The following is a 9,320-nucleotide window of genomic DNA, read 5'->3' as shown; positions in this document are numbered from 1 at the left end:
TGTGAAACCTCGTGAGGTTGTTGAACATGGGCGGATGGTGGGGCGGGCGGCGGTTTGCGGGGCCGGATTTATCGACTGGCATCGGCCACTCGATCTGGCGGCATCGGATTTCAATTCCCACTTAAGGTCGCCATCCGCGACTCAGGCCGTGGGAGGCTTGTTTCAGCTCGAAACGGCCTTTCGAAGCACTGAACACGCAAAGAACCACTTGTGACCGAGGCTGCCGGGTTTCGCGGGTTACATATACCTGTATAAATGTCAGGCGTTCACGCGCAAATGGTTGATCTGATTGCACTTTCGGAGGAGTGACGTGACCAGAATATCCCGCACCGTCCAGAATATTCCGCAGGTCCTGCGGGATAAATCACGTTAGGACTCAGTTTGACGCCCATAGATATCCTGAACGCAGCGAAAGGCAAGACCGTATCGCACGTTTGGTTCGGCGATTACAGGGCCATGTACATCGAGCTTGGGAAGCTAACACCCCCGAAGCGAAACAACCCTCAAGGCGAGGTCACCGTCTATGCTGGCTTTCACTGGCAAGGTGACATCAAGAAGCCCCACGGCACGGGGATCTTGGGGACAAAAATTCTCAACGTCGAAGTCCAGTCAAACTCTGAACTGTTGGTGGGGTTCTCGAACGGTATTTGTCTATTGACTGGCGTGGAAGGGGAAGAGCCGGAGTGGTCTGTGACCGTTCAAGATCGCGCTCATCTTTCAGCGGTGAAAGGAAGACTGCATGTTGAACCGGCTAAGTCCTAACGGGTTCGTCGAATCGACCCACAACGGCGGCCAGCGTGTTCGCCATTCTTCAATGCTGAGTGCGCCATTACGGCCCATTCACGGCCGACGTTATGCCGCGTAAACACGATTCGCCTGCTGCTGTGTCTGGGCGCAAGCGGAGCGGGAGTAGTCTGTTGCGGAGCATTGCTCGTTTCATTACCCAAGACGCGTCAGGCCAAGCCCTCGGCTTGTTCGTAATCGCGTTGCTTGGCGTCGTGATTTGGTTGTTTCGAGCAATCGTGTTCTGAGCACACAGTCTTCATTTCGCGGCGGCTCTGCGCTTGCTTGGTACTTTCATCCACGGGAGGCTGTGTACGGCCATATGGTCCCGTCGCGGCAGGTATCTCCTCGTTCTCGGGTGCCCATGCGGCATATATCGAACGTTGAACGACGGCTATCTCCTTTGAGCAAAGATAGATCGCTCCTGCCCGCGAGTTGACGCTCAGCCCATCAACCCCGCCACCCGCTCCCGCAACCCCTCGGGCGAAGCCGCTGCCGCGGGCAGTGCCTCGCCCACGTTCAGCCCCACGCGGTTGAAGAAGCCACGGCGGAAGGGTTTGACCATGGCGGTGGGTTCGCCGCCCGCCAGTTCGATGCGGCTGAAGTACGAGCCCCACAGGTTGGTCAGCGCCATGGGCACCACGCTGACCGGCACGCCGTCGGCCTGGGCTTGCGCCAGGATTTTGGCGATGCCGCCTTTGAAAGGCTGCAGCGTGCCGTCGCGGGTGATGCCGCCTTCGGGGAAGATGCCGAGCAGGTCGCCTTCGCGCAGCACCTGGGCGGCTTCGCGGAAGGCGGCTTCGTAGGCCTGCGGGTCTTCCTTCTGCGGGGCGATGGGGATGGCCTTGGCCAGCTTGAACAGCCAGCCCAGCACCGGCACCCGGAAGATGCGGTGGTCCATGAGGAAGCGGATCGGGCGCGGGCTGGCGGCCATGAGCAGCACTGCGTCCACAAAGCTCACGTGGTTGCAGGCCAGCACAGCGGCGCCTTCGGTGGGGATGTTCAGGTCGCCCTTGACGTCGAACCGGTAGACGAAGCGCGAGGCCACCCAGGCGACGAAGCGCAGCAGGTATTCGGGCACCAGCAGGAAGATGTAGCCCGCCACCACGGCGTTGGCCAGGCCAACCAGGCCGAACAGCTGCGGGATGCTCAGGCCCGCGCTGAGCAGCGCGCCGGCCAGCAGCGAGCTGGCGATCATGAACAGCGCGTTGAGGATGTTGTTGGCCGCGATGATGCGGGCGCGGTGCGTGGGCTGGCTGCGCATCTGGATGAGCGCGTACATGGGCACGCTGTAGATACCGGCAAAGAGCGAGAGCAGCGCCAGATCGGCCAACACGCGCCAGTGCGCGGCCTGGGCCACGAAGGCGCCCAGCGACAGCGTGCCCGGCGGGGGCAGGCCGCGGGAGGCGAAGTACAGGTCGATGGAAAACACGCTCATGCCGATGGCGCCCATGGGCACGAGGCCGATCTCCACATGGCGGTGGCTGAGCATTTCGCACAGCAGCGCGCCGATGCCGATGCCGATGGAGAACCCCACCAGCAGCAGCGAGGCGACCTGCTCGTCGCCGTGCAGCACGTCGCGCGCGAAGCTGGGGAACATGCTCAGGAAGACGGCGCCGAAGAACCACATCCAGCTGATGCCCAGCAGCGAACGGAACACGACGATGTTGCCGTGCGCGAGCTGGAGGTTGCGCCAGGTTTCGGTGAAGGGGTTCCAGTTGATGCGCAGCGCCGGGTCGGTGGCCGGGGACACCGGCACCGCCTGCGCCAGCACGCGGCCCAGCACGGCCAGGCCGATGCAGGCCGCGGCCACGTAGGTGGGGCCCACGCCGGGCATGGCGATGAGCAGTCCGCCTGCGACCTGCCCGAGCAGGATGGCGACGAAGGTGCCCATCTCGACCATGCCGTTGCCGCCGGTGAGTTCGCGTTCGTTCAGGTGCTGCGGCAGGTAGGCGAACTTGACCGGGCCGAACAGCGTGCTGTGCAGACCCATGAGGAAGACGCAGCCCAGCAGCAGCGGCACGTTCTGCTGCACGAAGCCCCAGCCGGCCAGCAGCATGATGCCGATCTCCAGGCTCTTGACGAAGCGGATCAGCACCTCTTTCGGGTACTTGTCGGCCAACTGGCCGCTGGTGGCGCTGAACAGCAGGAAGGGCAGGATGAACAGCGCGCCGATGACCAGCCCCGCCAGGCTGGCGGGCAGCCAGGCCACCTGCAGCTGGTAGGTGACCAGCACGGTGAAGGCGAACTTGAAGACGTTGTCGTTGCCGGCGCCGAAGAACTGCACCCAGAAGAAGGGGGCGAAGCGGCGCTGCTTGAGCAGGGCGAACTGGTTGCTGGGCGCGTGCTCTGGAGCCGTGGCAACGGGGGTGCTGGACATGCGGTTCTCCTCCGGGGTCGGGTGGGGTGGCTTGTTGTTGTTCATGCGCGGGCCGCGCCAGAGCCTGCCGCATTCTGCCGCAGGGGTTGCGCGAGCAAGGCGGCGAGCACAGGCCAAGCGGCCAGCGCGGCGCCCAGGTGTTTGAGGCTGTGGCCCGAGATCCACCCGCTGGTGGCGTGGAACACGGCGGCATCGCCCAGCTCCAGCGCCTTGGCCAAGGCGTACCAGGCGATCAGCGCGCCGAGGTGCACGCCGATGGCGCCGGGCGCCGGCGCTTGCAGCGCGGCCCAGGCGATGAGCGCCACGCCCCCGAACTGCACCACCGCCCAGGGCAGCACGTTGCCGTGCGTGTAGGGCAATGCGGCCGAAAGCACCGCGACCATGAACGCGACCACCAGCACCGGTCGCGCCGGGGCCTGACCCACCCGTTCGGCCACCGCCAGCGCCAGCGCACCGGCGAAGGTGACGGCCATGCCCAGGCGGTCCGCCACCAGGCCGGCCGCATCGGGGGACCAGTGGTACAGCGCCGAGCCGAAGCCGGTGACCAGCAGGCCGGTGAAGAACACCACCAGCGCAGCACGGGTGGCGCCGGGCAGCCCGCGACCGCGCAGGGCCAACAGGCCCAGCAGCCCGGCCAGCGAGAGCGGTGCGTTGCTCAGCACGTCCATGGCGTTGGGGATGCTCCACAGCACGCGAGCGTCCACAAACGGGTGACCATGGGCGTAGAGATGAGCGTGGCCGTGTGGGTTGAGCGCCAGGCCAGAGGCGGCCAACAGCGCCGGGCCGAGCAACAAGGCCACGAGCCAGAGGGCGAGCAGCGCACAGACCCAGGCGAGGAAGGCCGGCGGGCGGCGGGGTGGGAGAGCTGCGGCAAAGGTGGGCATGGGCGTGTTCCAGGTGCGGTAGGAGGCCGCAGTGTCTGACTGTGCCCGGCCCGCCGAGGCGCGCCATCCGATACAGTCCGGCACAGCTTCACCACCGGTATCGCCAGGCGATACCCGACACGCCATGAGCGCAGCGCAAGGCCGCCCCAAGCCAGCTCGCTCCGCAGTGCGCAGCACGAAGGAACATCACCATGAGCACCACCCTCGACCTCGTTGCCGCCGTCAAGAAAGAGCTGAAGGCCGCCCAGATGACCTACGCCGACCTGGCCGAGGCCATGGGCATGGCGGAGTCCAGCGTCAAGCGCATGCTGGCCAAGGGCGACATGTCGCTGTCGCGGGTGGACGAGATCTGCCGCGCACTCAAGCTGGACTTTGCCGAGCTCGCCCGCCGCGTGGCCGACGCGCAGCCGCTGCTCAAGGAAATGACGGCCGAGCAGGAGCGCGCGGTGGTGGCCGACAAGAAGCTGCTGCTGGTGGCGATCTGCGTGCTCAGCCAGTGGACACTGGAGCAGATGACCGCGCAGTACCGCCTGAGCGAAGCCGAGTGCGTGAAGTACCTGGTGCAGCTGGACCGCATCGGCATCATCGAGCTGCGGCCGCTCAACCGCTACCGCCTCAAGCTGGCCAAGACCTTCCGCTGGCGGCCGCACGGCCCGGTGATGAACTACTTCCGCGAGCACGCGTTGCTGGATTACTTTGCCGGCGGTTTTGACGGCAGCGGCGAAGGCCTGATGCTGGTGCACGGCTCGGTCAGCCGCACGCTCGCGCCCCTGTTCATGGAACGGCTGCAGCGCGTGGCGCAGGACTTTGCGCAGCAGCACCAGACCGACCAGAAGCTGGCCGAGAAGGACCGCGAGGGCTACACGCTGGTGCTGGCGATGCGCAGCTGGGAGTTTGAGGCCTTCAGTCGGCTTCGCCGGTGAAGGCGCCCCCCCGCGCCGCTGCGCGTCACCCCCCAAGGGGCGGCACTGGCGGCCTAGCGGAGCCAGTTCCGCGGTGCCCCTGGATGGGCTCCCCCTCGCTCGGGAGGCCTCGGTTTCGCTGGTCCTCGTTGGCTCGTGGGTGGCGCTGTTGGCCGGGCTGGCATGATGTCGGGCTTGCCCGGACCCCGGGCTGTTTCATTTCTGTCCTGCCATGAACGCTTCCGCCGACCACGACACGCCTTCCGACGCCGCTGCAGCGCCCGCTGAAAGCCCTTCCACGCAGCCCGCCGGTGAGGCACGCCCGCCGCAGCGCAACCAGGGCCGCAACGGGGGCCGGGGTGGCCGCGGCGGCCGTCAAGGTGGCGATCGCCAGCAGCGCCCGGCCCAGGCCGAGCGGCCCGCCGGTGCCGCACCTGCGCGTCAGCACCCGGTGCTGGACCAGCTGGCCACGCTGTACCCGGTGCTGTTCGGTGAAACGCTGCTGCCGCTCAAGCGCGGCATTTTTGAAGACCTGCTGGCGGCCCAGCCCGGCGTGCTGGACAAGGACAGCCTGAAAGCCGCGCTGGCGCTGCACGCCCGCTCCAGCCGATACCTCACCGTGGTGGCCTCGGGCCTGCAGCGGCACGACCTGAGCGGCCAGCCGGTGGAGGCGCTCACGCCCGAGCAAGTGCACCACGCGCTGATCGAGGTGTTCCGCCGCCGCGGCGCACGCAGCCGCGAAGACCTGCGTCCCAAGCTGCGCCAGCGCATCCTCAAGGCCTACGAAGCCTCGGGCCTGTCGCCCGACGAGTATGTGCAGCGCATGCACGGCAAGGACGAAGAGGTCAACCAGCTCACCCGCGACGCCCTGGCCGAAGCCAGTGCCCGCGCGGCGCGCGAAGACGCGCTGCTGCGCACCTTCGAAGCCAGCGGCAAGACCCTCAACGAATTCGCCGACATGTACGGCCTGCACATCCTGGACGCGAACCGTTCGCTGGAACGTGCCCGCACGCGCCAGGCTGCCAAGGCTGAACGGCTGCCAGCCCCGGCGTCGGCCCCCAGCGGCGACTGAAGGCCCGACAGGTCAGGTCGCCGGCGCCGTGAACACCGTGAGCACGCCGGTGTAGCCGTAGAGCTGCTGGTGCGCGATCTCGCCGCCGGCGAAGAAGCCCACCAGCGGCACGTCGCCCAGCGCGCGGCGCACGATTTGCAGCTCGGCGCTGGGGGCGCCGAAGTGCGGGCCACCGCGCCCGGAGCAGCTGACGTACACCGCCCCGGCGATGCGCCTCGGCGGCTGGGGGGCTTCGGGCAGGTCGTCCATCCCCTGACCCACGGCCTCGGTTTCCAGCTCTTCGCGGATCTCGCTGCACACGCGCACCAGGTCGGCTTTCGCCGCGTTCACGTTGCGTTCGCAGAACGCCAGCCGCGTGCCCGGTGCCGGGTGCGCCGCCACGGCCACGCCGCGGCGTCCCGGGTCCAGGCCGATGACGTGGCGCACCGTGACGTCGGTGCCGAACTGGCCACGCGCGTGCCGGCGCGGCGCGGCGCCCGGCGCCGGGGGCGGCGCCTCGCTCAGCCCCACCAGCGTGGAACGCAGGGTCTCGATGAGGTGCTGCGGATGGTCCAGGGACAGATCGAGCTCGCGCAACAGCACGTCCAGCGCCGGCTCACCGTCGAGTTCGAGCAGCAGGTTGCCGTCCACCGCGGTGATCACGCGTTCGCGGTCGATCGGCTGCGCGCCCTGCGTGACGCGCGAGATCAGGGCCACGTCGGGTCCGAAGGCCACGCCACTGAGACCGCCGAAGAACACGCCGCTGGCCGCGCCCTGACCACGCAGGTTGCCGGCGCTGCCCAGCGCGAACTGCACGCTCTCGGCCCGGCTGCCGGCCAGGCCACCGAACACGTGGCCCGACGCGGTGCGGTCCGCGAACTCAACGATCAGCTCGGCCAGGTCGGGCGTGCCCGCGTCGGCGTGCACCAGCGCCGTGTGCGGCACGAAGCCGCTGGCCGTTGACGCCGCGGGCAGCGGCGCGACGCCGCTGAACACGCGGTACTGATCGGGGCTGAGGTCGCACAGCATCACGGCCAGCGCGGGCTCGTCAAAGTACTCGGCGTTGTTCGCCGCGATGCCCACGCCGACGGTGCCGGCCCAGTCGGTGACCTCGGGCAGCTCGGCGCTGAAGCACGCCAGGATGTCCTGCGCCTCGCCGGCGTAGTGGTCGGTGATGTAGAGCAGGCCCAGCGACGGCGCGCTGGCGTGGCCGGGCAGCGCCATCTGCGCGCGCAGCTGGGCCAGGGCCAGCGCCGCGGCCATGCGCCACTGCGGGTGGGTGGCGTGGGCGTAGGGGAAACGCTGCATGGCGGGGCGGGTGGTCAGCGCCGGCGGGCCGGGGCCTTGGCGGCGGCCTTCTTGGCCACTTTCTGGGCCGGCGCGGGCGCCGGGGACGGTTGACCGGTGACGGACTGGAAGCCGGGGAAGAAGGACGTGGGCAGGGGCCAGTCGCCGGTGGACAGGGGCTGCGCGGGGGCCGGGCGGGCCGCGGCCTTGCGGGCCGGCGTGGCTTTTTTGGCCGGTGCCGCCTTGGCAGACGGTTGGGCCGCGGGCTTGGCGGGCTTCTTGCCGGTTGCCTTGGCCGCCGGCTGGCGCGTCACGGCGCGCGCGGCGGCCTGGCCCATGCCCACGGCCGTGCCCACGTTGCGGGCCACGGTGTCGGCGGCCTTGCCGGCCATGCCGGTGGCGGTCTTGACGGCCTGCTCGGTCAGGCCCGACGCGACGTGGCGCGTGGTGTCCAGCGCGGTCTGCTTGGCCACGTCTTTCATGGCGTTGGCGGCGATGGTCTGGAACTGCTGCGAGAGCGCGCCCCACCACTGCATCGGGTCCACCACACCGCCGGTGGCCGGCTCGGAGGCCGGTGCCTTGCGGGCGGCGGCCTTGCGCGGCGCGGGTCCGGGTGCTGGCTCTTCTTCGGCCTCGGGCTCTGCCTCGGGTTCTTCTGGCTGCGGGGCCTGCGCCGTCGGGTTGCCATAGGTGCGGGGCGGGATCTCCAGCCCGGCGAACTGGGTGGACGTGTGCGCCGTCGGCGCGGCGGTGGTGGTGAAGCCGGCCACCGCGTCGGCCGCCTTGATCTTGAGCGCGTTGGCCACGTCGCCCAGGCTGAAGTTCATGGTCTTGAGCGTGGCCAGCGTCATCTTCTGCACCTCCAGCGCCTGGATGGTGGCGGCCAGGGCCTTGGTGTTCTGGTCCAGCCAGAAGTGCACCGCCTTGAGCTCTTCGATGCGCTTGTCCAGCTCTTCGACGTTGAAGGTGGGCGCCACCCAGTGGCCGAGGTTGGGCAACTGCGGCAGGCTGTTGCCCAGGCCCTGGGCCACCCCGCCCGCGGCCTGGCTGGCCAGGTTGTGCAGGAATTCAAAACCCGGCACGTACTTGCCGAAGCCGCTGCCCGAGGCGTCGCTCATGGGGATCTCCTGGTGGGTGCTGGCCACTGCAGCACGGGGGCTTATTGATCGACGCCGTAGCGCGGCGCGCGCCGTTCGCGCAAGGATGCCACACCTTCGTGCACGTCGGGCCCGGCAAAACCCATGAATTCGAGCGCCAGCGAGGTGTCGAACGCGGGGCCGGCCTGGCGCAGCCAGTTGTTGAGCGAGTACTTGGTCCAGCGGATCGCGCTCTGGCTGCCGCTGGCCAGGCGGTCGGCCACTTCGTAGGCCTTGTCCAGCAGCGCCGCGTCGTCCACCGCGAGCGACACCAGGCCGATGCGTTCGGCCTCTTCGCCGCTGATCGGGTCGCACAGCATGAGGTAGTACTTGGCCTTGGCCAGGCCACACAGCAGCGGCCAGACGATGGCGGCGTGGTCACCAGCGGCCACGCCCAGGCGGGTGTGGCCGTCCACGATCTTGGCGCTTTTCGCGGCGATGGAAATGTCGGCCAGCAGGCCCGCCACCAGGCCCGCGCCCACGGCCGGGCCGTGCATGGCGCTGACGATGGGCTTGTCGCAGTTGATGACGTTGTAGACCAGGTCGCGCGCCTCTTTCCACACGCGGCTGCGGACCTCGAAGTCGGTCGCCATGTCCTGCACCAGGGCCAGGTCGCCACCACCGGAAAAGCCCAGCCCGCTGCCACGCAGCACGGCGCAACGCACCGTGTCGTCACGGCCCACGTCGCGCCAGATCTCGGTGAGTTCCCAGTGGCCGTCATGGCCGGCCGTGGGCAGCTTGCCGTTGGCGGCCTTCATCTGGATGTCGAGCACGCTGTCGTCGGGCCCACGTCGCGTGATGTTCAGGGTCTTGTAGCGGTTGTAGTCCATCCGTCGTCTCCTGGGGTGATCAACGTGCCAGCGGCACGATCTTCTGGTCGATGGCGCCGAACAGGCT

General features: G+C 68.5%; 9 protein-coding genes. 4 read left to right on the top strand and 5 right to left on the bottom strand.

What is annotated here, in order from left to right; translation table 11 throughout:
* Nucleotides 1–214, top strand: a 214-nt coding sequence (locus tag ACR2JA_RS09250; RefSeq protein ID WP_434008801.1) for a hypothetical protein, incomplete at its 5' end; no start/stop codon positions are given.
* Nucleotides 215–456: 242 nt separating this feature from the next.
* Nucleotides 457–762 (top strand): hypothetical protein, encoded by a 306-nt coding sequence (locus tag ACR2JA_RS09245; protein ID WP_434008800.1) that lies wholly within the window; start codon nucleotides 457–459, stop codon nucleotides 760–762.
* A 463-nt stretch (nucleotides 763–1,225) separates the two neighbouring features.
* Here the strand turns inward: ACR2JA_RS09245 and ACR2JA_RS09240 are convergent, their stop codons facing one another.
* Both ACR2JA_RS09240 and ACR2JA_RS09235 read right to left on the bottom strand, forming a co-directional pair.
* Nucleotides 1,226–3,163: an MFS transporter gene (locus ACR2JA_RS09240; RefSeq protein ID WP_434008799.1), complete on the bottom strand. Its 1,938-nt coding sequence runs from the start codon at nucleotides 3,161–3,163 to the stop codon at nucleotides 1,226–1,228.
* A 41-nt stretch (nucleotides 3,164–3,204) separates the two neighbouring features.
* Nucleotides 3,205–4,047, bottom strand: coding sequence for a hypothetical protein (locus ACR2JA_RS09235; protein ID WP_434008798.1), 843 nt, complete (start codon nucleotides 4,045–4,047; stop codon nucleotides 3,205–3,207).
* Nucleotides 4,048–4,238: 191 nt separating this feature from the next.
* Here ACR2JA_RS09235 and ACR2JA_RS09230 point away from each other — a divergent pair, with 191 nt between their 5' ends.
* Nucleotides 4,239–4,970, top strand: coding sequence for a helix-turn-helix domain-containing protein (locus ACR2JA_RS09230; RefSeq protein WP_434008797.1), 732 nt, complete (start codon nucleotides 4,239–4,241; stop codon nucleotides 4,968–4,970).
* Between the two features lie 211 nt (nucleotides 4,971–5,181).
* A complete protein-coding gene (locus ACR2JA_RS09225) occupies nucleotides 5,182–6,021 on the top strand; it encodes a ProQ/FinO family protein (RefSeq protein ID WP_434008796.1) in 840 nt (279 codons plus the stop codon).
* Nucleotides 6,022–6,033: 12 nt separating this feature from the next.
* Here the strand turns inward: ACR2JA_RS09225 and ACR2JA_RS09220 are convergent, their stop codons facing one another.
* From ACR2JA_RS09220 to ACR2JA_RS09210, 3 genes are read right to left on the bottom strand one after another with little or no spacing between them, the layout of a single operon-like run.
* On the bottom strand, nucleotides 6,034–7,308 hold the full coding sequence (locus ACR2JA_RS09220) for an FIST signal transduction protein (protein ID WP_434008795.1): 1,275 nt from the start codon (nucleotides 7,306–7,308) through the stop codon (nucleotides 6,034–6,036).
* 14 nt (nucleotides 7,309–7,322) lie between these two features.
* On the bottom strand, nucleotides 7,323–8,405 hold the full coding sequence (locus ACR2JA_RS09215) for a PhaM family polyhydroxyalkanoate granule multifunctional regulatory protein (protein WP_434008794.1): 1,083 nt from the start codon (nucleotides 8,403–8,405) through the stop codon (nucleotides 7,323–7,325).
* Between the two features lie 41 nt (nucleotides 8,406–8,446).
* On the bottom strand, nucleotides 8,447–9,253 hold the full coding sequence (locus ACR2JA_RS09210) for an enoyl-CoA hydratase/isomerase family protein (protein ID WP_434008793.1): 807 nt from the start codon (nucleotides 9,251–9,253) through the stop codon (nucleotides 8,447–8,449).
* Nucleotides 9,254–9,320: the final 67 nt, after the last annotated feature.

This window comes from Hydrogenophaga sp. (genome assembly GCF_051007235.1).
Classification (GTDB): Bacteria; Pseudomonadota; Gammaproteobacteria; order Burkholderiales; family Burkholderiaceae_C; genus Hydrogenophaga.
This window is presented reverse-complemented; position numbering and strand designations above follow the sequence as displayed.